Origin of the sequence: Pseudochelatococcus lubricantis (assembly GCF_042432495.1) — a bacterium.
GTDB lineage: Bacteria > Pseudomonadota > Alphaproteobacteria > Rhizobiales > Beijerinckiaceae > Pseudochelatococcus > Pseudochelatococcus lubricantis.
Genome location: NZ_JBHLXC010000001.1, coordinates 561,417 through 583,992, shown reverse-complemented (window position 1 = coordinate 583,992; position 22,576 = coordinate 561,417). Strand labels below are relative to the sequence as shown.

The following is a 22,576-nucleotide window of genomic DNA, read 5'->3' as shown; positions in this document are numbered from 1 at the left end:
CGCGCGCGTGACGCGCGGGGACCTGGGCACTCCCGGGGCGGCGCGCGCGTTCGGCGCTTCCAGGCTTGGCATTCGTGTCTCACGTCCCCGCAAGGATCACGCAATGACGACCTCCAACGATACCTTCAATTCCCGCCGCACCCTTCAGGTCGGCGACAAGTCCTACACATACTTCTCGATTCCGGAAGCGGAAAAGAATGGCCTGGAGGGCGCGTCCCGCCTGCCGTTCTCGACGCGCGTCCTGCTCGAAAACCTGCTGCGCTTCGAGGACGAGCGCACGGTGAAGCGCGACGACATCCTCGCCATCGCCGACTGGCTCAACAACAAGGGCAAGGTGGAGAAGGAAATCGCCTTCCGTCCCGCCCGTGTGCTGATGCAGGACTTCACGGGCGTGCCCGGCGTCGTCGACCTCGCCGCCATGCGCGATGCGATGAACAAGCTCGGCGGCGACCCGAAGAAGATCAACCCGCTGGTGCCCGTCGACCTTGTCATCGACCACTCGGTGATCGTCGACGAGTTCGGCACGCCGCGCGCCTACCACGACAACGTGGAAAAGGAATACGAGCGCAACGGCGAGCGTTACCGCTTCCTGCGCTGGGGCCAGGATGCGTTCGATAACTTCCGCGTGGTGCCGCCGGGCACCGGCATCTGCCACCAGGTGAACCTCGAATACCTGTCGCAGACCGTGTGGACGCGCACCGAAAACGGCGAGACCGTCGCCTATCCCGATTCGCTCGTCGGCACCGACTCGCACACCACCATGGTCAACGGCCTCTCCGTGCTCGGCTGGGGCGTCGGCGGCATCGAGGCCGAGGCGGCCATGCTCGGCCAGCCGCTCTCCATGCTCATTCCGGAAGTGATCGGCTTCAAGCTCACCGGCCGGCTGAAGGAAGGCGTGACCGCCACCGACCTCGTGCTGACCGTGACGCAGATGCTGCGCAAGAAGGGCGTGGTCGGCAAATTCGTGGAATTCTACGGTCCGGGCCTCGACGCCATGACCATCGAGGACCGCGCCACCATCGGCAACATGGCGCCGGAGTACGGCGCGACCTGCGGCTTCTTCCCCATCGACGACGCGACCATCCGCTACCTGCACAAGACCGGCCGCGCCGACGACCGCGTGGCGCTGGTGGAGGCCTACGCGAAGGCGCAAGGCACCTTCCGCACGGCCGACACGCCCGATCCCGAGTTCACCGACACGCTCTTCCTCGACCTCGGCGACGTCGTTCCCTCGATGGCCGGCCCCAAGCGCCCGCAGGACCGGATCCTGCTCTCCGGCACCCGGCAGGGCTTCATCGACGCGATGGACACGGAGTTCAAGAAGGCCGCCGATATCGCCAGCCGCTACAAGGTGGAGGGCAAGAACTTCGACCTCGGCCACGGCGACGTGGTGATCGCTGCCATCACCTCCTGCACCAACACGTCGAACCCCAGCGTGATGATCGGCGCCGGCCTGCTCGCCCGCAACGCGGTGGCGAAGGGCCTGAAGTCGAAGCCGTGGGTGAAGACCTCCGTCGCGCCCGGCTCGCAGGTCGCGGGCGAGTATCTGGAGAAGTCCGGCCTGCAGAAGGACCTCGACGCGCTCGGCTTCAACATCGTCGGCTACGGCTGCACGACCTGCATCGGCAACTCCGGCCCGCTGGCCGAGGAAATCTCGAAGACGATCAACGACAACGGCATCATCGCGACCGCCGTGCTGTCGGGCAACCGCAACTTCGAGGGCCGTATAAGCCCGGACGTGCGCGCCAACTACCTCGCTTCCCCGCCGCTCGTCGTGGCCTATGCGCTCGCGGGCTCGCTGCAGATCGACCTGACGACCGAGCCGCTGGGCACGGGGTCGGACGGCCAGCCGGTGTACCTGAAGGACATCTGGCCCTCCTCGCAGGAGATCCAGGAGTTCATCGACAGGAACATCACGCAGGAACTGTTCCGCCGCCGTTACGCGGACGTGTTCACGGGCGACGCGAACTGGAAGGGCATCACGGTGTCCGGCGGTCTCACCTACCACTGGGATTCGTCGTCCACCTACGTGCAGAACCCGCCCTACTTCGAAGGCATCACCAAGACGCCGGAGCCGGTCGAGGATATCGTCGGCGCCCGCATTCTCGGCCTGTTCCTCGATTCGATCACGACGGACCACATCTCGCCCGCCGGTTCGATCAAGGAGGCGAGCCCTGCCGGCCGCTACCTGCGCGACCATCAGGTGCGCCCGCAGGACTTCAACCAGTACGGCACGCGCCGCGGCAACCATGAAGTCATGATGCGCGGTACCTTCGCCAACATCCGCCTGAAGAACCAGATGGTCCGGGATGAGAGCGGCAACGTCGTCGAAGGCGGCTACACCGTCCACTTCCCGTCCGGCGACCGGCTGGCGATCTATGACGCGGCCGAGCGCTACAAGGCCGAGGGCGTGCCGGTCGTCGTCTTCGCGGGCCGCGAGTACGGCACGGGTTCGTCGCGCGACTGGGCGGCGAAGGGCAGTAAGCTCCTCGGCATCCGCGCCGTCATCGCGCAGAGCTTCGAGCGCATCCACCGCTCCAACCTCGTCGGCATGGGCATCATCCCGCTCGTGTTCGAGGAAGGCACCTCGTGGGAGACGCTTGGCCTCAAGGGTGACGAGAAGGTGACGATCCACGGCCTCGGCGACACGCTCCAACCGCGCCAGAAGCTCACTGTGGAGATCACCTTCGCGGACGGCACGGTGAAGAACGTCCCGCTTATCGCGCGCATCGACACGCTCGACGAGCTGGAGTACTTCCGCAACGGCGGCATCCTGCACTACGTGTTGCGCCAGCTCGCCGCCTGAGCCGGACGTGTTTGTGCCCACGGGGCAAAACATGTCACGCAATTGCAACAACCACCGGCACCGGCGCTTGGATAAGCGCCGGTGCTCATGTATATGGAATCATCCAATATCGGCTCTGCGTGGAGCTTTTCCGCGCAAGCCTTTGATTTGCCGTGACGCTGCAGCGCAGGCAACAGAATCAGGAGTATCGCGATGGCATCCACCTTCGAGACCGTCGCCGACATCATCGCCGAAACGTCGGACATTCCGCGTGAGCAGATCACGCCCGACAGCCATGCGATCGATGACCTCGGCGTCGATTCCCTGGCGTTCCTCGATATCGCCTTTGCCATCGACAAGGCATTCGGCATCAAGCTGCCGCTTGAGACGTGGACCCAGGAAGTCAACGAGGGCAAGGTGCCGGCGGAGCAGTATTTCGTGCTGAAGAACCTTGCCGCGCGCATCGACGAACTCGTCGCCGCAAAGGGGTGAGCGTGAACGGAAATACCGACCGGTGCAGCACGACAGGTTCCCCGCGCGCAACGATATCGGCGGGGACAGTCCGGTCGTCGTTTCCGCAATGCACCCGCACGATGTGCTCTCCGACACTTGTCATTAACGCAATCGGAAGCAATTTCCGACACGGTGAAGTTGCTTCCGCTTGAAATCCGACCTCTGGCAGCGACCGGCAACCGGAATTCCGGTTCATCCCGTGACAGGCCGTACGGTAAATACTCATAAATGCGCCTCGAATATTTTCAGATGATCGATCGCATCGCCTCCTTCAGCGACGCGGAGGAGCGCATCGAAGCGCGGTCGACGGTGCCTGATGCCAGTCCCGTTTTCGAGGGGCATTTCCCCGGCCATCCGCTGATGCCCGGCGTGCTGCTGACGGAAACGATGGCGCAGGCCTCCGGCTATCTCATTCTCGGCCTGATCCGCTTCACGCACATGCCATTTCTGGCGGGGGTCGAGAAGGCGAAGTTCCGGTCGTTCGTCGGCCCCGGCGCGCCGCTGGAGATCGTCGCCACGCGCGCGCATCAGGGCTCCGGCTATGCGGTGACGCGCGCCACGATCGCGAGCGACGGCAAGGCTATCTGCAACGCGGAGCTGATGTTCAAGCTGATGCCCTTTCCCGACGGCCTCTCCGCCCAGATGCGGGCGCAGGCGGCGGAAATCGGGCTCGTCCAGGAAATTGCCTGATTGGAGAATGCCCGAATGGCCAATGGCCCTGCCAGCGGGAACGACCGCGACGTCTGGATCACCGGGATCGGCCTCGTGTCGAGCCTCGGTGAGGGGCGCTCCGCGCACCTCGCTGCACTCGACGGCGACAGCACCGCGCAGGTCGACACCGATACTTTCGCGCCTTACCCCGTTCACCCCGCCGTGCCGCTGGACTGGAGCAAACAGATCCCCAAGAAGGCCGACCAGCGGCAGATGGAGAACTGGCAAAAGCTCGGCGTCTACGCAGCCGGCCTCGCGCTGGAGGACGCGGGCCTCGCCCGCGATTCCGAACTGCGGCGCACGGTGCAGATGATTGTCGCCGCGGGCGGCGGCGAGCGCGATTACGCGGTGGACGGGCAGATCCTGTCCGGCATCGGCAAGACGGAAAATGCCGAGGCCTTTCTCAACGAACGCCTCATGAGCGATCTGCGGCCAACGTTGTTTCTCGCGCAACTGTCGAACCTGCTCGCCGGCAACATCGCCATCGTGCAGGGCGTCACGGGCGCGTCGCGCACCTTCATGGGCGAGGAGCAGGCCGGCGTGGACGCGGTGCGGATCGCCCATGCGCGCATCGCCGCCGGCCAGGGCGATATCTTTCTCGTCGGCGGCTCCTACAACGCCGAGCGGCCCGACGCGCTGCTGATATACGAACTCGGCGGCTATCTGTGGAAAGAGCATTTCGCCTCCGTCTGGGACCGCCCCGGCGAAGGCGGCGGCTTCATTCTCGGCAGCGGCGCGGCCTTCCTCGTGTTCGAGGCACGCGCCCATGCGGAGGCGCGCGGCGCGAAGGCGCTCGCCGTGCTGCGCGGCGTCTCCTCGGACCATACCCGCCGCCATCCCGGCTCTGTGGGCGTCTCCGTGGAAAAGCTGTGGGAACAGAGTGGAAAAGCATTTCGCGGCATCGGCGGCGCCGTACTCTCGGGCGCGACCGGCGTCGCCGGCGTCACCGAGGAAGAGCGCGGCTCTCTGACGAAGCTGGTGCCAGGCATTCCCGTCCACGCCACCGGCGACATGTTCGGGCATACGCTTGAGGCGCAGTTCCCGCTCGGGCTGGCGCTCGCCACTGCGGCCGTCGAGGCCGGGCGGCTGCATCAGGCCGTCGTTACCAGCGTCGGCCACAAGCGCGGCGAGGGCCTCGCCCTCGTCGAAGCCGCCCCGAACGGAGGCTGATCATGACATCCGTCCCCTCCTCTTCCACGCGCGATGCACTCGGCCGCCCGCTCGTCGCCGTCACCGGTGCGGGCGTGGTCACATCCCTCGGCCAGGGCAAGGCCGACAACTGGTCGGCCTTGACGCAAGGGCGCTCGGGCGTGCATCGCATCACCCGCTTCAGCACCGACAACCTGCGCACCACGATCGCGGCCACGGTCGACTACGTGGAGGGCGCGGTGTCAAGCGCCCCCTTCCTGTCGGAGAAGCTCGCGGTGCTCGCGGCCGGCGAAGCCATTGCGCAGTCCGGCATCGGCACGCCCGGCGACTTTCCCGGCGCGCTGTTCATCGCCGTGCCGCCGGTCGAGATGGAATGGCCGCAGCGTATCGCGCTCGCGCGCGCCAGCGGCAGGACGGACGACATCACCTATGCCGATCTGCTGCGCGCAGCCGGCAGCGGCGCGTTTTCCGCCTGGCACGACCTGTTCCTGTTCGGCACGGTCGCCGAGCACATCGCGGAGCGTTTCGGCACGCGCGGCTCGCCCATCTCGCTCTCAACCGCGTGCTCGTCCGGCGCGACGGCGATCCAGCTCGGCGTCGAGGCCATTCGCCGGGGCGAGACGCAGGCGGCGCTCGCCATCGGCACCGACGGCTCGGTGCATGCGGAGGCGCTGATCCGTTTCTCGCTTCTCTCGGCGCTGTCCACTCACAACGACGATCCGGCCGGCGCGTCCCGCCCCTTCTCGAAGAACCGCGACGGTTTCGTCATGGGTGAGGGTGCGGGCGCCTTCGTTCTGGAGGATTACGACGCCGCGCGGGCGCGCGGCGCGACCATTCTCGGCATTGTCGCCGGCTGCGGTGAACGCGGAGACGGCTTCCACCGCACGCGCACCAGCCCTGACGGCGGCCCTGCCATCGCCGCGATCCGCGAAGCCGTCTCGGATGCGGGCCTCACGCCCGACGACATCGACTATATCAACGCCCATGGCACCAGCACGCCGGAGAACGACAAGATGGAGTCGCTCGCCTGCCTCGCGGTTTTCGGCGAGCGCATGAACGCAGCTTCCGGCTCCCTGCCCATTTCGTCCAACAAATCCATGATCGGGCATACGCTGACTGCCGCCGGCGCGGTCGAAGCGGTGTTCTCGCTGCTCACGATCCTCAACGGGCGGCTGCCGCCCACCATCAACTACGAGTTGCCGGATCCCGCCATCGGGCTCGACGTCGTGCCCAACACGGCGCGCGACGCCACGGTTTCGAGAGTGTTGTCCAACTCCTTCGGCTTCGGCGGCCAGAACACCTGTCTGGTGATCACAGCGGAGCCGGGCGCGTGAGCACGACCGCCAACAAGCGCGTTCTCGTCACTGGCGGCGCGAAGGGGCTCGGCGCGGCCATCGTCGCCGCCCTCGCAAGTGCCGGCTATGACGTGGACTTCACTTATCGCTCCTCCGGCGACGCCGGCGTGGCGCTGGCCGCACGCCTGAAGGCGGAAGGGCGGGCTGTACGCGCCTTCGCGCTCGACCTCGCCGACGGTGCAGCGCTCGATGCCTTCTGCGCGGGTATCGAGGACGACACCTACTACGGTTTCGTCCATAACGCCGGCCAGTCCTACGACGCGCTTGCGGCCGTCATGGCCCAGGACAATGCCGAAGCCGTGATGCAGGTGAACTTCTGGTCGTTCGCCCGGCTGGCCAAGGCGCTCGTGCGCCCGATGATCCGCGCCCGCGAGGGGCGCATTGTCGCCATCGGCTCGGTCGCGGCGCTACATGGCAACCCCGGCAACGCCGCCTATGCGGCCTCGAAGGGCGCGCTGTTGAGCTATCTGCGCACACTCACCGTGGAAACCGCGCGGCGCGGCGTCACCGTCAACTACATCGCGCCGGGCTTTATCGACACCGACATGCTGGCCCCCTACGCCGCCCATCGCGCCAACATGGAAAAGCAGATTCCCGCCGGCCGGTTCGCGCGTGTCGAGGAAGTCGCGGGGCTCGCCGCCTTTTTGCTTTCGCCGCCCGCCGCCTATATGACGGGTGCGGTGCTGCCAATCGATGGCGGACTGACGGCCCAGATCGGCATCCACCGCTGATCGCCGTCCTCACCGCTTCACAACAAGGAATATCGCCATGCGCGCCCTGCAACTCTTCGGTGACCGTGACCTGCGCCTCGTGGATGTCGATGCGCCGCCCGCGCCCGGTCCCGGTGAGGTGCAGGTGCGCATTCGCGCCGTTGGCCTCAACCATATCGACGTATGGGGCTTTCGCGGGATGGCCTTCGCGAAGCGCAAACTGCCGCTGACCGTCGGCGCGGAGGCGTCCGGTGAAATCGTCGCTGTCGGCGAGGGTGTGAGCCGGGTCGCGGCGGGTGACCGCGTGGCGCTCTATGGCGCGAAAACCTGCGGCGAGTGCCGGGCCTGCCGCGAGGGACACGACAACCTGTGCGAGAGTGTCGCCGGCATCATGGGTTTCCATGTCGATGGCTTCACCTGCGAACTGGTCAACATGCCGGAGCGGCTTCTGGTCAAGGTTCCGGATGGCGTCTCCTTCGAGGAAGCCGCCTGCGCGCCGATCGCTTTCGGCACGGTTCAGCACATGTTGTTCGACAACGCGAAGCTGGAAGCGGGCGAGACAGTGCTGGTGCACGCCGGCGGCTCCGGTATCGGCACGGCTGCGGTCCTGATGGCCAAGGCGATCGGCTGCACCGTGATCACCACCGTGGGCGACGACGAAAAGGGCGCCAAGGTGAAGGCCCTCGGCGCGGACCACGTTATCAACTACCGCACGGACAGGTTCGAGGGTGTGGTGCGCAAGCTCACGGGACGCAAGGGTGTCGATGTCGTCTTCGAGCATGTCGGCGCCGATACGTGGAACGGCTCGCTGCTCAGCCTCAAGCGCGGCGGCCGGCTGGTGACGTGCGGTTCGACGTCGGGCGTCTCCACCACCATGAACCTGATGCAGCTTTTTCAGCAACAGTACCGTATCTTTGGTTCCTTCGGCTGCACCATCCGCAATATCGGTGAGGCGCTCGACAAGATGGCTGCGGGCATCCGCCCGGTCATCGATACGGTCTACAGTCTCGATCATTTCCAGGACGGCCTCGACCGGCTGGAAAGCCGCAAGGTGTTCGGCAAGCTCATCGTCACCGTCTGATATCCTCAGCCACGGTATTCGAGCGGGCTTCGCTCAGGCGCCGCACTCCCGATTCAGTAATTGTCGTTTTGATGAACCCGTGCCAACATAGGATGTTGATTATTGTCTCGGGAGATGTTCATGACGCGGCTCACCTGGTTTCTAGCCCGCCACGCCCTCATCGGTTTCAGCATTGCCGCGCTGTTTGCCGGAATGTTGTTCGGGCTCGACGTCGCCGGTCTGCGTACCCTCGTCGCGGCGTCTCCGGTCGGGATGGTTGCCGCAGGGGCGCTGACTTTCTTGCTCTGCCTTACGTTCGGCAGCATCCAGATGGGCATCGCGGTGATGCAGCTTGAAGAGCGAGATACGCCTCCGCGCGGGCGCCGCCTGCGCCTCGCGCCTGTTCCGCCTCGCGGCGGCCTCGGAGCACCGGTTCCCGTGCGTGTCACGGTCGATGCCCGGCGGCGGTGAAGCGTTTTACACTGCCTCCCGGAAGCGGATGCCACTTCCGGGGAAAGGTGTTGCATAGACAAACGGACGGCGCATCGCCTTTCAGCGCACGGAACCTGTCGTTTTGGCCAGCTCATCGCCAAAGCCTTCGAACTGGCTGCCAAGATTGTTGCGCGTATTGGGATCGATAACCGCAACAGGCGCAGCGAGCACGAGGCCCGCCGCCGTTCCCACCGAAGAGGCCGCGCCAGCTGTGATCTGGATGATGTGGTCGCCGAGGCCGACGCGCGAGTCGGTCATGGTCTGCCCACCGGCCAGACGGCCGCCGATCAACTGCACCACCTCCGGGCTTTCCGCGAAAGTGCCGTGATTCAGACGATCGGCTGTGCGCACACCGGTGAGGTCGACCACGGTCACGTTATCGCGCCGGAGTTCGGTTTTGAACGGCTCGACCGCGGGATCGATGGCGCCAAGCCGTGCCGTGCTGCCCCAGACGCGGCGCGAAAGCGCGAGTGCGCGGTCATCCCGCGAGGTAAACAGCACGAAATTCGCGCTGCGCTTGCCTTTGACACCGCTTCCCTTGATCTGGGCGACCTGCGTGCGGAAGACGTCGATATCGACGTCGGGCGCCGCCAGCATGACGTTGGCGATCTTGGGCGCAAGTCGACCGTTGTTGCGAATCGCCATCTGCCGCAAGGCTTCCAGCGTCACCCAGTTGCCCATGGAGTGGGCGAGGATTGATATTTCACCCACCCGCTTATCGCGGGACAGCTCGGCGAGCAGATTTTCCAGATTGTCGCGCGAGAAATTGGCGCTCTCACGGTCATAGCCGTACGCAAGCAGGCTGCCGCGAGACGGCCACGTAAACAGGACCGGCGCGACCTTCGCGTCCGAATCGTTCACGATTTGCGCGAAGCGGAAGACAGCGTCTTCAAAACGATTATTATAGCCGTGCACGAACACCAGCACGTTGCCGTGCGGCACCTTCGCCACAGTGCGGCGGAACCGGCGCAACGCCTCGTCCTGATTGACGATATCGGCACGCAGTGTCACGAAATCGGTGGCCGGGTTGCCCGGCAAACGCCGCGGCCACTGCACCTCGCCGATGGTGCGCGCCTCCTTCGGCGGAATGGATACCGTGATGTCCGCAAAAGCAGGGGTGGGGCTGCGCTCGCCGGAGAAAAGCTCGCCCCGGTTCGCGGACTTGCCGCGAGTGGTCGCCACGAGCATGTCCACCTGGGTCGCGCCGGGAGACGTTTCCGCCACCGGCCCCAGGACGCCGCGCGGATTGCCGGCACAGGATGCAAGCACGATACCGACTGTGCCCACCATCAGGAAACGGGAGCCACGGAGCGATACCTTGCGGAAACGTTCGACCGGTTTCATGGGCCCCGCCCTTGTCGGATCAACGAGTTGACGACCAGATTCTTACAAGACGATCCTGAAGGGCATGAGCCCCCCAGGATCACATATTCTTTCCCGATACGCCTGACAGCACTGCGTCAGTGGATCTGCGTGCGGACCTCGTTGAGGCTTTCCTCGAACAGCCGCTCTGCGGTCTTGCCCTTCAGGCTGCCGCGCAGGATTTCCTCCGCCGCACGCACGGCCGCTTCAGCCGCAGCGGTCTTGACGTCGGCCGTGGCTTGCGTCTCCGCCTGCGCGATCTTGGCCTCCGCCGCCTTGGTCCGCCGCGCGATGAAATCCGTCAGGCGGGCATGGGCTTCCTCGGCGGCGCGTTCCGCTTCGGTGCGCGCGTTGTCGACGATCGCCTGGGCCTCGGCCTCGGCGGCGACACGCTTCGCCTCATAGGCCTTCAGCAGCGCTTCAGCCTCATCGCGCAGCCGGCGTGCCTCGGCCAGATCGCTGGCGATCTGCTTCGTGCGATCGTCGAGCGGGCCGACGAGCATCTTGCCCGCCCCCATCTTCAGAGCGATGCCGACGAAGCAGAAAAACGAAACGGCAACCCAGAATTCAGCTTCCCAGAACATGGTTGCCTCCTATCGGCCATCGAGGGCGGACTTGACCGCGGCATCCACGGCGATCGCCGTGGGCGCGCTGCCCAGGATGCGCTCCACGATAGCGGAGGCCGCATCACCCGCGATCTCACCGACATGCGTCAGCGCCTGCGTCTTGGTATCGGCGATGGTCTTTTCCGCGGCTGCGATCCGGGCCGAAAGATCCTGCTCCAGCGACTTGCGCCGGGCATCGCTTTCAGCACTAAGGCGCGCGCGGGTATCCTCGGCTATGGACCGGGCGTTGGCCTTGGCCGTGGCGAGTTCCGCCTCGTAGGCCTTGAAAGCCTCATCCGCCTGCGCCTTGAGCCGGGCGGCATCATCGAGATCCGTATCTATTCGCTGCTTGCGATCCGCGATCACCGCCGCGATGCGCGGCAGGGCAATCTTCGACACGAACCAGTACAGGAATGCGAACGTCACCGCGAGCCAGAACAGCTGCGACGCAAAGGTTTCGGCGTTAAACGGAGGAAAGCCGACCTCGTGCGCGACTTCAGCCCCGGTTTTGATCGCTTCAGCCATCTGTCAACTCCCCCTCACAACGAGGCTCATGCACCACGCCTGACACACGTCTGCTCCGGAGAGGCAAATCCGGCCCGGCGAAACTGGTGCCAAAACAGACAGACAGGTCCGCAAGCCTGCTTTTTTGCAGACAGCGGCCTATCGCGGCGCTCGTCTTCGGGAGAAGCCCCCGAAGACAAATGCCGCCGTCACCGTATCAATCAATCAGACGGCGAAGAGAAGCAGGAGCGCGATCAGCAGCGAGAAGATGCCGAGAGCTTCCGTGAGGGCGAAGCCCAGAACCAGCGTGCCGCGCTGCGCGTCAGCCGCGCTCGGGTTGCGGAAGGCGCCGGCGAAAAACTGGCCGAACAGGTTGCCCAGCGCGAGAGCAGCGCCAGCCAGACCGAAGCAGGCGAGACCAGCACCAATGTACTTAGCAGCAGCAGCGAGTTCCATGGAAAGCTCCTTCGAGTAACTCTTGACGTGATGGCGGAACAACCGGCCGGGTTATAGCTTCGATCAGTGGCCGGGATGCAGGGCGTCGTGCAGATAAAGACTGGTCAGCACGGCGAAAACGTAGGCCTGAAGCACCGCCACCAGAACTTCGAGGGCGGTCAGCGCGACAGTGAAGGCCAGCGGCAGCGGCGACAGGAAGGCGGCGAAGCCCCCTGCCAGCAGCGCGGCGACGAAGCCCGCGAAAATCTTGAGGGCGATGTGGCCGGCAAGCATGTTGGCGAAAAGACGGACAGAGAGGCTGACCGGACGAGAGATGAACGACACCACCTCGATCGCCACGATCAGCGGCAGGAGCCAGCCCGGCACACCCGACGGCACGAAGATGTTGAGGAACTTCGCGCCATGCTTGGCAACGCCGTAGCCGATCACGGTGAAGATCACCAGCAGCGCCAGCGCCGCCGTCACGATGATGTGGCTCGTGACCGTGAATGCATAGGGCAGCAGGCCAAGCAGATTGGCGATGAGCACGAAGGTGAAGAGCGAGAACACGAGCGGCAGAAACACGAGGCCGTCCTTGCCCGCCGATTGTCGGACGGTACTGGCGACGAACTCATAGAGCAGTTCGCCCAGATTCTGCCACCGCCCCGGCACGACCGCGCGCGGCGCGGTCGCAGCCGCCAGGAAAGCCGTGATCACACCAACCGCCAGCACCATGAACAGCGCGGAGTTGGTGAAGGTGACGGGCGAGTCGCCCAGATGGAACAACGGTCCGGTGAAATGCCGAATCTCAAATTGTTCGGTAGGACTCGCCATGGCCGTTCAGCCCCCGCTGTCTGCGTGCGGACGGTTTTCCGCCGCATCTGCCTCGCCACCCGCCCGGCACGCCGCGCCGGCCAGAAATTCACCGCATCATCGTCCGCCCGACCCATGGTCGCGCGGTGTTTTCAGATACCCTGCCGCCCGTAGCACGTTCCAGACGCCTGTCAAGAAGCCCAGCAGCAGAAAAACGATCAAGCCCCAGGGCGAGAGCCCCAGATAGGTGTCAATAGCCCAACCGATGCCCGCGCCAGCCACCACACCGGCGATGAACTCCCCCGACAGCCGCAAGGCGTTGGACATGGCCGTGGCGTCACCACCCGGCCGCGGCTCCTGCGCCTTGCGGGCGGCCAGAGCCTCCTTTTCCTTCGCGGACAACCGGCGGCCGAGATCATCGAGCCTTTTGGCGAGATCACGATCTTCGGGTTGCCTGCCGTCCTCACCGTTTCCAGACATGCGACGATCCCCTGGCACAATGCGTTTTCCGCGCATTATCACCGAAATCGAAACTTTTCAAAAGCATGCGCCGGATTCGATACGGACGGATTCCCGTGGCCGCGCGGCTGCCGTAAGGCCTGCAACCGTTCATCCACAAGGAATGCGGCGCAACATAGTGAGTGTGACAGCCGGTGTCAACATGAGCCAGACAATGAATAAGTCTATGTAATATAAAAGAAATATTCTTTTTTAGCTAAATCGGCACACCGAAGCTGACGATTTCCGCCCGCATGGTCTTCCGCGCAACACCTGAGGCGGACGATTCACTCGCGCTGCGGAATTCGCCTTTTCCCGGAAGGAAATAGCGGGGCGTCCATCAGCCGACGTCGAGGATTTGTCCTGCAAGCGCCAGATCGACCGACACGAGCTGGGAGACGCCCTTCTCCGCCATCGTCACGCCGAACAGCCTGTCCATCGCCGCCATGGTGATGGGGTTGTGGGTGATGACGATGAAGCGCGTCAGCGTCTGGCCCGCCATGGTGCGCAGCAACTCGCAATAGCGCTCGACATTGGAATCGTCGAGAGGCGCGTCCACCTCATCGAGCACGCAGACGGGCGAGGGGTTCGTCAGAAACACGGCGAAAATCAGGGCGATAGCCGTCAGCGCCTGCTCGCCGCCGGACAGCAGCGTCAGCACCTGCGGCTTCTTGCCCGGCGGGCGGGCATAGATTTCCAGCCCCGCCTCCAGCGGATCGTCGGAATCGACCAGGGTCAGATCGGCCGTGCCGCCGCCGAACAGCGACGTGAACAGGCTCTGGAAATGGCCATTGACGACATCGAAAGCGGCCATCAGCCGCTCGCGCCCCTCGCGGTTGAGGTTGCCGATCGCCTGCCTGAGCCGCCGAATCGCCTCGACCAGTTCGTCGTGCTCGGCGCCGATACCGTCCCGCTTGCCCTGCGCCTCGTCAAGCTCCGCCTCGGCCCGCAGGTTGACGGCGCCGAGCCGCTCCCGGTCGAGGCGCAGCGCGATCAGGCGCTGGTCGACCTCCTGCGATTCGGGCAGGGGCGCCTCGGGGTCGTGTTCCGCATGCGCGTGCAGGGCCTCTGGCGCCACGCCGACCGAATCGGCAATCTGGCGGATGATGTCGGCGAGCCGACCGCGCGCTGCCTCGCCCATTGCCTGCGAGCGCGCCCGCGCCTCGCGCGCCGAGGCGAGCGCATCAAGCGCGGCGCGCGCCGACTCGTCCGCCGCCGCCAGCGCTGTTTCCGCCGCGCGGCGGGCGTTAGCGGCCTGCTCCAGCGCGGCCTGCGCTTCGGCCACGGCGGCGGCGAGCCCGTTGCGGCGCACGGCCTTGTCCTCGGCCGTCTCCGTCAGGTCCACCAGCGTCTCGCGCGCGGACGACAGCCGCTCCGCGACGTCAGCCAGCACCGAATCGGCTCGTGACCGGCGTTCCTCCCAAGCCCTCGATTCGGCGGCGATGGCCTGCCGGCGGCGAGTCTGCGCGCCGATGTCGCGCTGGAGGCCCTGCAGGGCACGTTCTGATTCGCCGTGCGCGGCACGTATCTGTGCGGCATAGCGGCGCGCCTTCTCCAACGCCTCGTCGTCGACCGGCGGAAGCGTGGCCAGTTCGGCACGCGCGGCTTCAAGCCCTTCCCGCGCTTGCGCTTCGCCCGCCGCCAGCCGCGTATGCGCCTCTTCCAGCGCGGCGTGTCTGGCAGTCGACGCCGCAGCGGCGCGTTCGGCGTCGAGCAGCTTCACGCGCGCGCTTTCGGCCGCGCGACGGGCTGCGCGCTGGGCGTCGAGCGCCCGCGCCTCCTCGTCGTCCGCCGCGCGCGTGCGGGCCTGTGCCGCGTCGAGGGCCTGCCGCCGCGCCTCCGCTTCGGAGTCGGCTTCCTCCGCCTCCCGCTGCAGATCGGCGAGGCGGTTGCGCTCCGCGAGCCGAATCGCCGCGGCGGAAGGGGCATCCGCCGCGCGCGTGAGACCGTCCCAACGCCAGACATCACCTTCTTGCGAGACCAGCCGCTGGCCAGGCACGAGATGCGCGCGCAACAGCGGCCCCGCCTCCCGCGACACGACGCCGGTCATGCGCAGCCTGCGGGTCAGAACGGCGGGCGCCTCGACGACCTCCGAGAGCGGCGCGGCGCCGGCCGGCAGCGCGGCGTCGGCCTCCCCTTCCCCCGAATCGGCCCAGTGCACGGCTGCGGCGGCATCGGTCGCGGCCAGCAGATCGTCGCCGAGGGCGGCGCCAAGCGCCGTCTCGAAGCCCTTCTCCACGCGGACGGAATCGAGCACCGGCGCGAAGCCGCCGGCGGCGGCCGGCGCCACCAGACGCGCCAGCACCGCCGCCTCAGCGCCGAGATGCTGGGCGCGCCTCACGGCCTCGTCGAGCGGCTTGCGCAGGGCCGCCTCCGCCTCACGCGCCGTAGCGACGCCCGTGCGCGCGGCAAGCGCCCGATCTTCCGCCTCGCCATGCGACGCCTCGAAGCCTTCAAGCTCCTCGCGCAGCAGGTCGAGCGTCTCGCTTGCCTGCGCCTGTGCCGCCAGCGCGTCGAGATCGCCTGCCACGCGCCGGCGCTCGGCCGCGAGCTTTTCGAGGCGCTGTTCCTCCTGGCCGATCTGGCGTGCCAATGCCGCGCGCCGCGCGCCAGCATCGGCAACCGCGGCCTGCACACGGCCGAATTCCGCCTCAGAATCCTCCAGCGACAACTGCGTCTGCGCGACGACTTCCACTGCCTCCGCCAGTTCATCCTGCGCATGGGCGAGGCGCGCGTGCAGGGCGGCGTCCTCATCCTCCAAGCGTGCAGTCATGACGACGGCGTCCTGCGCCTGTGTCTTTTCCCGTTCGAGATCGCGTTCAAGTTCGGCGATGCGGCGGGCGGTGTCCGCGGCGCGATCGCGGTCGCGCCGCTCACCCGCTTCCAGTTCCGCCAGTTCCTGCATGCGCCGCTGCAGCTCATGCCCGGCCTCCTCCTCCGCCGTGCGCGCCTGCGCCAGCGTGTGGGCAGCGAGCCCGTGCGTGTAGGCCGCCTGCGCCTGCCGGTCGTTGCAGGCGAGCACCGCCTGCCCGTCCGCACGGGCCTCCTCCTCCGCCGTAGCGAGCTGCGCCGTGGCCGCGCGCCAGGCGATGAGGAAGCCGATCGCCTCCACCTTGCGAATCTCCGCGGAGAGCGCCCGGTAGCGGATGGCCTGGCGCGCCTGCCGACGCAGGCTGTCGACCTGGCCGTCGATCTCGCGCATCACGTCCTCAAGACGCTGCAGGTTGTCCTCCGCCGCGCGCAGGCGAAGTTCCGCCTCGTGGCGGCGGCTGTAGAGGCCGGCCACACCGGCCGCATCCTCCAGAATGCGCCGGCGTGCGACAGGCTTGGCGGCGATGATCTCGCCGATCTGCCCCTGCCGCACCATGGCGTGCGAGCGCGCGCCCGTCGCCGCATCCGCGAACAGCAACTGCACGTCGCGCGCCCGCACCTCGCGGCCGTTGATGCGATAGACCGAGCCGCCGTCGCGCATGATCTTGCGCGAGACTTCCAGCACGTCCGAATCGTTGAAATGGGCCGGCGCGGTGCGGGCGGAATTATCGATGGAAAGCACCACCTCGGCGCTGTTGCGCGCCGGGCGCGTGTTGGAGCCGCCGAAGATCACGTCGTCCATGCCCGAGGCGCGCAGGGACTTGTAGGAGTTCTCCCCCATTACCCAGCGCAGCGCCTCGACGAGATTCGACTTGCCGCAGCCGTTCGGCCCCACCACGCCGGTGAGGCCGGGCTCGATCAGGAACTCGCTCGGTTCGACGAACGTCTTGAAGCCGACGATGCGCAGCCGGTTAAGCTTCACCGCGTCTCCTCACGCCGGGCGGGCCGCTCTCATTCGGCGAGCAGCGGCCCGATCGCCTTGTCCAGATCGCTCAGGGACAGCGCGCCGGGATACCGCTTGCCGTTGATGAAGAAGGTCGGCGTGGCGTTGATGCCGAACTCGCTCGCCGCCCGCTCGCGCACGGCGATAATGCCGTCGTACAGCTTGCGGTCCTTGATGGTGGCGTCAAAGTCCTCCTGCGTGATCCCGGCCTGCCGCAGTGTCTGGAGCAGCGAATCAAGCGGCTTCTGGTCGCCGGGCTTCGCCCAGGTCTTGCCCTGCTGGGTGAACAGCAGGTCCGTGACCGCATAGAACTTGTCGTTGCCGCGGAAGCGCGCCAGCATGAAGCCGAGCAGCGCAAGGTCGTCGAGCGGGAACTCGCGCAGAATGAACTTCACCTTGCCGGTATCGATGTACTTTTCCTTGAAGGCGGCAAAGGTTTCGTTGTGGAAGGCGGCGCAGTGCGAGCAGGTGAGCGAGGCGTATTCGATCACCGTGACCTTGGCATCGTCAGCGCCGAGCGTGACGTCGCCCAGCGGCCCGGGCGCGGCGAGCGCGACGACGGAAACGTCCTGCGCCATGGCGATGCCTCCCCGGCCGAAAAGGCCGGCGGCCGTGCCAGCGGCGATTGCTGTGATCACGTTACGACGTGTCGTCATCTTTCCTGTCTCCAACGGAAGCGCACCACACCGGGGCATTATCCACAGCACGGGAAACTGGGGCATCCGCCCCTTCGAGGCAAGGGCCACGCGATGGCGATCACGCAAATATCAGCGGATATCCGCGCGGGCGATCAGGAATTGCTGATTCGCTCGATCCGCGCGCCGCATGCCCCCAGCTTGTGCTCCAGCGCCTCGAAGCCGCGGTCGAGGTGGTAGACGCGGTTGACGGTCGTCTCCCCCTCGGCGGCGAGCGCGGCGATGACGAGCGAGACGGAGGCACGCAGGTCCGTCGCCATCACCGGCGCGCCGGTGAGGCGCTGCACACCCTCGACATAGGCGAGATCGCCGTCGAGCCGGATGCGCGCGCCCAGCCGGGCAAGTTCCTGCACGTGCATGAAGCGGTTCTCGAAAATCGTCTCCCTGATGCGCGACGTGCCGCGCGCCCGCGTCATCAGTGCCATGAACTGCGCCTGCAGATCGGTCGGGAAGCCGGGGAACGGCTCCGTCGTCACGTCGACGGCCGTGATGCCGTGGCCGTTGCGCACCACGCGGATGCCCTCGTTGGTGGGCGTGATCTCCGCGCCGGCGCTCTCCAGCGTGTCGAGCGCGTTCTGCAGCAGGTCCGGCCGCGCGCCTTCCAGCAGCACGTCGCCGCCGGTCATCGCCACGGCCATGGCATAGGTGCCCGTTTCGATGCGGTCGGGCAGCACGGTGTGCTCCGTGCCGCCGAGCCGCGCCACGCCGTCGATGACGATGCGCGGCGTGCCCGCCCCCGTGATGCGCGCGCCCATCGCCGTCAGGCATTGGGCGAGATCGACGACCTCCGGCTCGCGCGCCGCGTTCTCAATCACCGTGGTGCCGTCGGCGAGAACGGCGGCCATCAGGGCCGTGTGCGTGCCGCCCACCGTCACCTTCGGGAAGACGATGTCGCCGCCCTTCAGCCCCTTCGGCGCCCGCGCCACGGCATAGCCGCCGTCAATGTCGATGCTGGCCCCCAGGCGCTCCAGCGCCATCAGCAGCAGATCCACGGGCCGCGTGCCTATAGCGCAGCCGCCGGGCAGCGAGACGCGCGCCTCGCCCATGCGCGCGAGCAGCGGCGCGATGACCCAGAAGCTCGCCCGCATCTTCGAGACGAGTTCGTAGGGCGCGGTGGTATCGATGATGTCGCGCGCGCGCAGCCGGATGCTCTGGCCGGTCACTGCCGTCTGGCCCGGGCGCTTGCCGGCCACGCCGTGATCGACGCCATGATTGCCGAGAATGCGCAGGAGCTGCGCGACGTCGGCCAGCCTCGGCACGTTGTGCAACTGAAGCGTCTCGTCGGTGAGAAGGCTTGCGATCATCAGCGGCAGAGCCGCATTCTTCGCGCCCGAAATCGGTATGGCGCCGTTCAGCGCTTCCCCGCCGACAATACGAATCCGGTCCATTCAGTTGCCTTCCTTTCAATCCGCCGCCTGCCGGCGCCCGTTCCAGTCGCTCAAGCCCCGCCCTCTCCGGATGATGCATCGCCCCCCGCCGTGCCGGAATCGGGAGCGCCCGCGACGTCCCCGGCGCGATCGTGCGCTTCCGCCTCGCGGCTTTCATCCTGCGCCTCGCGCGCGCGTTCGCGCGTCTGGCGTTTGCGGCGCTTGAGATTTTCACGCAGCGCCAGAGCGAGTCTGGTCTGGCGGTCCGGCGTCGATGCACTCATGACAGGATCATTCAGACAGGCAAACATCCGTGCTCGCCGGAACCTGGCAACCGCAGCGTCTCCGGCATCACGACATCGAATACACAGCGATAACCATGCGGGCGGCCGCGCGCAACAGGAATATGCCCGGCGCCGCCGCGCGGCGGGCATGCGCCTGCGGCGAGACGACCACTTGCGCCGCGTAACATGGCGTGGGAAATGTTGATTTATCGTTGATTGTAACGATACTCGGATCGGAAAGCGGTTTTCTCCCCGGCGTCTGCCGTCCGGGCCAAAGCTGCCGCCGATGGAAAACTGCCTGCAGCCGCAGGCGAAGGAAAGTTGCCTGCAGCCGCAGGCGGGGTCCGCCGCCGAGCCGTCGCCTTCATGGACAGCCGATGAATTACGATCATTATTTCAACACCGCCCTCGATACCCTGCATCAGGAGCGGCGGTACCGGGTTTTCGTCACGCTGGAAAAGGATGCGGCCCGCTTTCCCCACGCCACCCGCCAGACCGACGCCGGCACCCGCGATGTCGTCATCTGGTGCTCCAACGACTATCTGGGCATGAGCCTGCATCCCGATACCATCGGCGCGATGGTGGAAACCGCGCAGCGCATGGGCGTGGGCGCGGGCGGCACGCGCAACATCTCCGGCACCAGCGGTCCGATCGTGGCGCTGGAACGGGCGCTGGCGAACTTGCACCGGAAGGAAGCCTCCCTCGTCTTCACCTCCGGCTATGTCTCCAACGAGACCGGCATCGCAACCATCGCGAAGCTGCTGCCCGACTGCCTGCTACTCTCCGACGAATGGAACCACAATTCCATGATCCAGGGCGTGCGCCGCTCGGGGGCGGAAAAGGCCGTTTTCCGCCACAACGACCTCGGGCATCTCGAAGATCTGCTGAAGGCTGCCGGGCGCGAACGGGCCAAGATGATCGTGTTCGAGAGCGTGTACTCCATGGACGGCGACGTGTCGCCCATTCATGCCATCTGCGATCTGGCCGAACGCTACCACGCCCTCACCTATATCGATGAGGTGCATGCGGTCGGCCTCTACGGCGCGACCGGCGCGGGCTACGCCGAGGAGGTTGGCGCACAGGACAGGCTCGACATCGTCGAGGCGACGCTCGCCAAGGGGTTCGGCTGCATCGGCGGCTATATCGCGGCGAAGTCGGCCATCGTCGACGCGGTCCGCTCCAACGCGCACGGCTTCATCTTCACTACCGCCCTGCCGCCGGCGGTCGCGGCGGCGGCGCTGGCATCCGTGGAGCATCTGTCGAAGAGCGGCAGCGAGCGGCAGGCGCACCGCAAGCAGGTGGCGCGCACGAAAGAAGTGCTGAAGCGGGCCGGGTTGCCGGTGCGCGACAACCCGACCCACATCGTGCCCGTCATGGTCGGCGATCCGGAGCGCACCAAGGCTGCGAGCGACCTGCTGCTCGACGAGCACGGCATCTACGTGCAGCCCATCAATTACCCGACCGTGCCGCGCGGCACGGAGCGCCTGCGCATCACACCCACGCCGTTCCATACGGATGCCCTGATCGACGACCTCGCCGCCGCGCTCGTCGCCGTCTGGGGCAAGCTCGATCTGCCGCTGCACGCCGCCCGCGCGGCGGCGTGAGGCGAGGCACGGGGACCGGCGCAACGAAAAACCGCCGTCATCCCCGGCTTCCCGCACAGGAGGGGTTGACGGGTGCGGCGCACCTGCTTAAGGAGGTGCGCACAGTCAGGAAAGCCCATCGCTTCGTTTGTGGACATCCTCCTGCTCGTCTTGCCGGGCCGCCCCATGCGTGGCAATGTCCGGCTTCATCGAAGAGGGCCTCACCCATGCGGGCTTTCCTTCAGGCGCTGCTGTAGCTCAGTGGTAGAGCACTCCCTTGGTAAGGGAGAGGTCGACAGTTCAATCCTGTCCAGCAGCACCAGCGATTTCAGAAAAATCAGTCTATTGGGAATGGACGCGCCGGCCGGGATCTGGTGTGGGCCAGGATGACCACGCGGAATGCTTCCGGAATATATACGTCTATCCGTGCAAACTCCGTGCAGCCTATTGTCGCGACCCTGACAGCGACACGACATCCCGCTTTTTTGCAAACGGCGGCGCTGTTATAAGGACGAAATGTCCAGGACCACTCCCGCCACGCTCGCGCTGACCAGCGCCGGCATACCCTTTACGCTCGTCACCTATGATTATGACGCCGAAGCCGCGCGCATAGGCCTGCAGGCGGCCGAGGAAATCGGCGTGCCGGCTTCCATCGTGCTCAAGACGCTGATGGTTGAGGTCGACGGCAAGCCGGCCTGCGTGGTGGTGCCCTCCGATCAGGAGGTCAATATGAAGAAGGTCGCCGCAGCCTTCAGCGGCAAGTCCGCACATATGATGAAGCCGGCCGACGCCGAACGGCTGACCGGCTACAAGGTCGGCGGCATCAGTCCCTTCGGCCAGCGCAGGCAGGTTCCGACCGCCATCGAGGAAATGGCGACGCTCGAAGAGGAAGTCTATCTCAACGGAGGGCAGAGAGGGTTGCAGGTCCGTATCCGGCCGGACGATCTCATCCGCGCGCTGGGGGCCACGGCAGCGGATCTCGTTCGCTGAAATCCGCCGCCGCGGAAAAGCCGCGTGAGCGGGCGCCCGCTACCCGTAGCGGTGCAGGCTGCTGCCGTGGCGCTTCAGCCACGCTTCGGCCTGCGGCGTGGCCGGACAAAGGCGATGGGTCAGCTCCCAGAAGCGGTCGGAGTGGTTGAGTTCGCGCAGATGCGCCACCTCATGTGCGGCCAGATAGTCGAGCACCAGGGGCGGTGCGAGAATCAGCCGCCATGAAAAGTTGAGCCGCCCCTGCGCCGAGCACGAGCCCCAGCGGCTTCTGGTGTCGCGCAGGGTAATGCTGCGGGCCGGAACGCCGAGTGCCTGCGTATGCCGCGCCACGGCCGACGACAGGTCGCGCCGCGCCTCGGCCTGCAGGAAGTCCAGCACCCGCCGCGAGACGTGGGGCGCCTCGCCGGTGACCGAAATGATCGGCACGCCCGAGGCATCGACGGTTGCCGACGCCCGCCCCCGGATGCTGCTCCAGTGCACGATGCGATGCGGCACGCCGCGCAGGGGAATCACCGCCTCCGGCTCGAAGGGCACACGCTCCGGCACGCTCTGCATGCGCTGCGCGAGCCAGCCGCCGTGGGCCTCCAGAAAGCGGCGCGCGGCGGAGACATCGCCCCGCGACGGCATGGTCAACACCGCCTCGCCGGTCGCCATGGACACGCGCAACGTGAAACGCTTCACGCCCGTGCGCGGGAGCAGGCGCACGCGGAAGACGCTCCCCGCGTGCGCGACATCGATATGATCCGGCGCCGAAGGCTGGCGCCTGCGAAACAGGCCAGAGAGCATCAGGAAAGACCACGGAAGGGGCAGCGTCCGCCGGCCGGATGATTCCGCCCGGCCGCCGGGCGCCC

The 22,576-nt window shown here is 66.5% G+C and carries 21 protein-coding genes and 1 tRNA gene; 11 read left to right on the top strand and 11 right to left on the bottom strand.

Features of this window, described 5'->3' with window-relative positions; translation table 11 throughout:
- Window positions 1-103 precede the first annotated feature (103 nt).
- From acnA to ACFFJ7_RS02420, 8 genes are all read left to right on the top strand, one after another.
- Window positions 104-2,806, top strand: a complete 2,703-nt coding sequence (gene acnA, locus ACFFJ7_RS02455) for an aconitate hydratase AcnA (protein WP_377590653.1) — start codon at window positions 104-106, stop codon at window positions 2,804-2,806.
- Window positions 2,807-2,998: 192 nt separating this feature from the next.
- Window positions 2,999-3,277 carry an acyl carrier protein gene (locus ACFFJ7_RS02450; protein ID WP_166949653.1) on the top strand — a complete coding sequence of 93 codons (279 nt, stop codon included), beginning with the start codon at window positions 2,999-3,001 and terminating at the stop codon, window positions 3,275-3,277.
- A 249-nt stretch (window positions 3,278-3,526) separates the two neighbouring features.
- Entirely contained in the window at window positions 3,527-3,988 is a 462-nt protein-coding gene (locus ACFFJ7_RS02445; RefSeq protein WP_166949652.1) for a 3-hydroxyacyl-ACP dehydratase FabZ family protein, read from the top strand.
- A gap of 15 nt (window positions 3,989-4,003) precedes the next feature.
- Window positions 4,004-5,179 (top strand): beta-ketoacyl-ACP synthase, encoded by a 1,176-nt coding sequence (locus tag ACFFJ7_RS02440; RefSeq protein ID WP_377590652.1) that lies wholly within the window; start codon window positions 4,004-4,006, stop codon window positions 5,177-5,179.
- Between the two features lie 2 nt (window positions 5,180-5,181).
- Window positions 5,182-6,492 carry a beta-ketoacyl-ACP synthase gene (locus ACFFJ7_RS02435; protein ID WP_166949650.1) on the top strand — a complete coding sequence of 437 codons (1,311 nt, stop codon included), beginning with the start codon at window positions 5,182-5,184 and terminating at the stop codon, window positions 6,490-6,492.
- Window positions 6,489-7,244: an SDR family oxidoreductase gene (locus tag ACFFJ7_RS02430; RefSeq protein WP_377590651.1), complete on the top strand. Its 756-nt coding sequence runs from the start codon at window positions 6,489-6,491 to the stop codon at window positions 7,242-7,244. The genes ACFFJ7_RS02435 and ACFFJ7_RS02430 overlap by 4 nt, the downstream gene beginning before the upstream one ends.
- 37 nt (window positions 7,245-7,281) lie before the next feature.
- Entirely contained in the window at window positions 7,282-8,304 is a 1,023-nt protein-coding gene (locus ACFFJ7_RS02425; RefSeq protein WP_377590650.1) for a zinc-binding dehydrogenase, read from the top strand.
- Window positions 8,305-8,424: 120 nt separating this feature from the next.
- Entirely contained in the window at window positions 8,425-8,754 is a 330-nt protein-coding gene (locus ACFFJ7_RS02420; protein WP_377590649.1) for a hypothetical protein, read from the top strand.
- A gap of 81 nt (window positions 8,755-8,835) precedes the next feature.
- Here the strand turns inward: ACFFJ7_RS02420 and ACFFJ7_RS02415 are convergent, their stop codons facing one another.
- The 10 genes from ACFFJ7_RS02415 to ACFFJ7_RS02370 all read right to left on the bottom strand — a co-directional run bounded on the left by ACFFJ7_RS02415 (window position 8,836) and on the right by ACFFJ7_RS02370 (window position 19,152).
- Window positions 8,836-10,065, bottom strand: coding sequence for an alpha/beta hydrolase (locus ACFFJ7_RS02415; RefSeq protein ID WP_246225147.1), 1,230 nt, complete (start codon window positions 10,063-10,065; stop codon window positions 8,836-8,838).
- Window positions 10,066-10,235: 170 nt separating this feature from the next.
- Entirely contained in the window at window positions 10,236-10,721 is a 486-nt protein-coding gene (locus tag ACFFJ7_RS02410; RefSeq protein WP_166949639.1) for a F0F1 ATP synthase subunit B family protein, read from the bottom strand.
- A 9-nt stretch (window positions 10,722-10,730) separates the two neighbouring features.
- Window positions 10,731-11,267, bottom strand: coding sequence for a F0F1 ATP synthase subunit B family protein (locus ACFFJ7_RS02405; RefSeq protein WP_166949637.1), 537 nt, complete (start codon window positions 11,265-11,267; stop codon window positions 10,731-10,733).
- Window positions 11,268-11,471: 204 nt separating this feature from the next.
- Complete coding sequence (locus tag ACFFJ7_RS02400) at window positions 11,472-11,702, bottom strand: F0F1 ATP synthase subunit C (RefSeq protein ID WP_166949635.1); 231 nt, start codon at window positions 11,700-11,702, stop codon at window positions 11,472-11,474.
- A gap of 63 nt (window positions 11,703-11,765) precedes the next feature.
- Window positions 11,766-12,515, bottom strand: coding sequence for a F0F1 ATP synthase subunit A (locus tag ACFFJ7_RS02395; protein WP_166949633.1), 750 nt, complete (start codon window positions 12,513-12,515; stop codon window positions 11,766-11,768).
- Window positions 12,516-12,611: 96 nt separating this feature from the next.
- On the bottom strand, window positions 12,612-12,974 hold the full coding sequence (locus ACFFJ7_RS02390) for an AtpZ/AtpI family protein (RefSeq protein WP_377590648.1): 363 nt from the start codon (window positions 12,972-12,974) through the stop codon (window positions 12,612-12,614).
- Window positions 12,975-13,332: 358 nt separating this feature from the next.
- The gene (smc, locus tag ACFFJ7_RS02385; protein ID WP_377590647.1) at window positions 13,333-16,785 is read right to left on the bottom strand and encodes a chromosome segregation protein SMC; all 3,453 of its coding nucleotides are present in this window, start codon (window positions 16,783-16,785) and stop codon (window positions 13,333-13,335) included.
- A 29-nt stretch (window positions 16,786-16,814) separates the two neighbouring features.
- A complete protein-coding gene (locus ACFFJ7_RS02380) occupies window positions 16,815-17,462 on the bottom strand; it encodes a DsbA family protein (protein WP_166949627.1) in 648 nt (215 codons plus the stop codon).
- A 134-nt stretch (window positions 17,463-17,596) separates the two neighbouring features.
- Window positions 17,597-18,889, bottom strand: a complete 1,293-nt coding sequence (murA, locus tag ACFFJ7_RS02375) for a UDP-N-acetylglucosamine 1-carboxyvinyltransferase (RefSeq protein WP_166949624.1) — start codon at window positions 18,887-18,889, stop codon at window positions 17,597-17,599.
- Between the two features lie 50 nt (window positions 18,890-18,939).
- A complete protein-coding gene (locus ACFFJ7_RS02370; protein ID WP_377590646.1) occupies window positions 18,940-19,152 on the bottom strand; it encodes a hypothetical protein in 213 nt (70 codons plus the stop codon).
- A 377-nt stretch (window positions 19,153-19,529) separates the two neighbouring features.
- Between ACFFJ7_RS02370 and hemA the strand changes: the two genes are divergently transcribed.
- The 3 genes from hemA to ybaK all read left to right on the top strand — a co-directional run bounded on the left by hemA (window position 19,530) and on the right by ybaK (window position 21,725).
- Entirely contained in the window at window positions 19,530-20,756 is a 1,227-nt protein-coding gene (gene hemA / locus ACFFJ7_RS02365) for a 5-aminolevulinate synthase (RefSeq protein WP_166949622.1), read from the top strand.
- Between the two features lie 226 nt (window positions 20,757-20,982).
- A tRNA-Thr gene (locus ACFFJ7_RS02360) sits at window positions 20,983-21,057 on the top strand.
- Window positions 21,058-21,251: 194 nt separating this feature from the next.
- Window positions 21,252-21,725 carry a Cys-tRNA(Pro) deacylase gene (gene ybaK / locus ACFFJ7_RS02355; protein ID WP_377590645.1) on the top strand — a complete coding sequence of 158 codons (474 nt, stop codon included), beginning with the start codon at window positions 21,252-21,254 and terminating at the stop codon, window positions 21,723-21,725.
- 39 nt (window positions 21,726-21,764) lie between these two features.
- On the opposite strand, the gene ACFFJ7_RS02350 is transcribed toward ybaK, so the two are convergent.
- Complete coding sequence (locus ACFFJ7_RS02350) at window positions 21,765-22,511, bottom strand: M48 family metallopeptidase (RefSeq protein WP_166949414.1); 747 nt, start codon at window positions 22,509-22,511, stop codon at window positions 21,765-21,767.
- Window positions 22,512-22,576: the final 65 nt, after the last annotated feature.

What these genes read in the sequence shown, in the direction of transcription:
- murA (WP_166949624.1), bottom strand. Translation starts at nt 18,889, where the DNA reads ATGGACCGGATTCGTATTGTCGGCGGGGAAGCGCTGAACGGCGCCATA.
- ACFFJ7_RS02435 (WP_166949650.1), top strand. Translation starts at nt 5,182, where the DNA reads ATGACATCCGTCCCCTCCTCTTCCACGCGCGATGCACTCGGCCGCCCG.
- ACFFJ7_RS02420 (WP_377590649.1), top strand. Translation starts at nt 8,425, where the DNA reads ATGACGCGGCTCACCTGGTTTCTAGCCCGCCACGCCCTCATCGGTTTC.
- ACFFJ7_RS02445 (WP_166949652.1), top strand. Translation starts at nt 3,527, where the DNA reads ATGCGCCTCGAATATTTTCAGATGATCGATCGCATCGCCTCCTTCAGC.
- ACFFJ7_RS02380 (WP_166949627.1), bottom strand. Translation starts at nt 17,462, where the DNA reads ATGACGACACGTCGTAACGTGATCACAGCAATCGCCGCTGGCACGGCC.
- ACFFJ7_RS02390 (WP_377590648.1), bottom strand. Translation starts at nt 12,974, where the DNA reads ATGTCTGGAAACGGTGAGGACGGCAGGCAACCCGAAGATCGTGATCTC.
- ACFFJ7_RS02415 (WP_246225147.1), bottom strand. Translation starts at nt 10,065, where the DNA reads ATGGTGGGCACAGTCGGTATCGTGCTTGCATCCTGTGCCGGCAATCCG.
- ACFFJ7_RS02450 (WP_166949653.1), top strand. Translation starts at nt 2,999, where the DNA reads ATGGCATCCACCTTCGAGACCGTCGCCGACATCATCGCCGAAACGTCG.
- hemA (WP_166949622.1), top strand. Translation starts at nt 19,530, where the DNA reads ATGAATTACGATCATTATTTCAACACCGCCCTCGATACCCTGCATCAG.
- ACFFJ7_RS02350 (WP_166949414.1), bottom strand. Translation starts at nt 22,511, where the DNA reads ATGCTCTCTGGCCTGTTTCGCAGGCGCCAGCCTTCGGCGCCGGATCAT.
- ACFFJ7_RS02400 (WP_166949635.1), bottom strand. Translation starts at nt 11,702, where the DNA reads ATGGAACTCGCTGCTGCTGCTAAGTACATTGGTGCTGGTCTCGCCTGC.
- ACFFJ7_RS02440 (WP_377590652.1), top strand. Translation starts at nt 4,004, where the DNA reads ATGGCCAATGGCCCTGCCAGCGGGAACGACCGCGACGTCTGGATCACC.
- ACFFJ7_RS02405 (WP_166949637.1), bottom strand. Translation starts at nt 11,267, where the DNA reads ATGGCTGAAGCGATCAAAACCGGGGCTGAAGTCGCGCACGAGGTCGGC.
- ACFFJ7_RS02395 (WP_166949633.1), bottom strand. Translation starts at nt 12,515, where the DNA reads ATGGCGAGTCCTACCGAACAATTTGAGATTCGGCATTTCACCGGACCG.
- ACFFJ7_RS02370 (WP_377590646.1), bottom strand. Translation starts at nt 19,152, where the DNA reads ATGAGTGCATCGACGCCGGACCGCCAGACCAGACTCGCTCTGGCGCTG.
- ACFFJ7_RS02425 (WP_377590650.1), top strand. Translation starts at nt 7,282, where the DNA reads ATGCGCGCCCTGCAACTCTTCGGTGACCGTGACCTGCGCCTCGTGGAT.
- ybaK (WP_377590645.1), top strand. Translation starts at nt 21,252, where the DNA reads ATGTCCAGGACCACTCCCGCCACGCTCGCGCTGACCAGCGCCGGCATA.
- acnA (WP_377590653.1), top strand. Translation starts at nt 104, where the DNA reads ATGACGACCTCCAACGATACCTTCAATTCCCGCCGCACCCTTCAGGTC.
- ACFFJ7_RS02410 (WP_166949639.1), bottom strand. Translation starts at nt 10,721, where the DNA reads ATGTTCTGGGAAGCTGAATTCTGGGTTGCCGTTTCGTTTTTCTGCTTC.